The sequence below is a fragment of the Streptomyces adustus genome, assembly GCF_009377175.1.
Lineage (GTDB): Bacteria > Actinomycetota > Actinomycetes > Streptomycetales > Streptomycetaceae > Streptomyces > Streptomyces adustus.
Map to the genome: position 1 here is coordinate 1 of NZ_VJZD01000548.1, position 1,183 is coordinate 1,183.

A 1,183-nucleotide genomic window follows, 5' to 3' on the forward strand; every position below is an offset into this window, starting at 1 on the left:
TCCCGGACCCGGGAGCCGCTGGGGGGAGGGTGCGGCTCCCGGGTCCGGGACTCCGGGGGCGTGGTGCGCCGAGGCCGGGAGCTCCGGGGCATGGCGCGCCGGGGCGTGGGGCCGCGGTTTCCGGGTCGGCAACCGGGGGTGCGCCGATCGGACGGAATTGCACACCCGTTCGAGTTCGGTCGTCCTTCGGACCGGCATGGCGTCAGGGCCCGGCCGTCCTCGTCGGGCAGGGTCACTTGACCATGCGACCGTGCACGCCCGCCTCCCTGTGCCTGACGGCAGCCGCCGCGCTGCTCCCCGTATCGACGGCGACCGCTTCCGCGGCGACCGTCTCCGCGACGACCGCTTCCGCGACGACCGCTTCCGCGGCGACCGCTGCCGCCGCGAACGCCTCGACGGCGAACGCTGCTGCCATGGCCGTCTCCGCCGCGTACACCTCGGCGGTTCTCGCCGCCTCCGACCCGACCTGTGCCAGCTCCGACGGCAACGACTTCCCCCTCACCACCCGGATCCGCGGCGGCCCCGGCTCCTACGAGCCCGGCGGCGGCTACGGCACCTGGTACCTGGACCTCACCAACACCACCACCCGCCCCTGCGCGGGCATCCACCCGGTCGTCGTGCTGGTCGACGGGCAGCACACCCTGAAGTCCACCCAGCCGCTCCTGGAGTTCTACGACGGCCCGCGCCCGCGTACCGTCCACTTCGAGAGGACCGACGAGGACGAACTGGTCGGGGCGTTCGACGCGGAGGGCGGCGGCACGGACGACTTCGCGGGCTTCACGGTGGCCCCGCGCAAGACCCTCACGGTGAAGGTCCGGCTCGCCCTCACCTCCGACACGGCGGCCAAGGACATCACCCTCAACGCGGCCGTGGTCCAGCGCCACAAGGACGACGGCGACTGGGTGGGCGAGTCGAACGCCTACCGCTTCCGCGTCGCGACCGACGCGAATTCCGACGCCGACGTGGACTCGAGTACGGGCACGCATCCCGACCCGAACCCGAACCCGAACCCGAACCCGAATCCGAATCCGCACCCGAACGCGAACCCGAACCCGAACGCGAACCCGGACACCGAGGCGGGCGCGCACGCGCGCACCGACACCCCCGCAGCCTCCGGCACCGTGCGCCCGCCCGCCGCGTCGTCCCCCCGCCCGAGCGCCGGTCCCGGTACCGGTATCGGCAG

At 73.8% G+C, this 1,183-nt stretch carries 2 protein-coding genes; one reads left to right on the top strand and one right to left on the bottom strand.

What is annotated here, in order from left to right; translation table 11 throughout:
* Nucleotides 1-232: 232 nt before the first annotated feature.
* Nucleotides 233-415 carry a hypothetical protein gene (locus FNH09_RS46455; RefSeq protein WP_152895882.1) on the bottom strand — a complete coding sequence of 61 codons (183 nt, stop codon included), beginning with the start codon at nucleotides 413-415 and terminating at the stop codon, nucleotides 233-235.
* On the opposite strand from FNH09_RS46455, the gene FNH09_RS46460 reads away from it, so the two are divergent.
* On the top strand, nucleotides 414-1,183 hold a 770-nt coding region (locus tag FNH09_RS46460; protein WP_202919907.1), incomplete at its 3' end, for a hypothetical protein. The two genes, FNH09_RS46455 and FNH09_RS46460, sit on opposite strands and share 2 nt — an antisense overlap.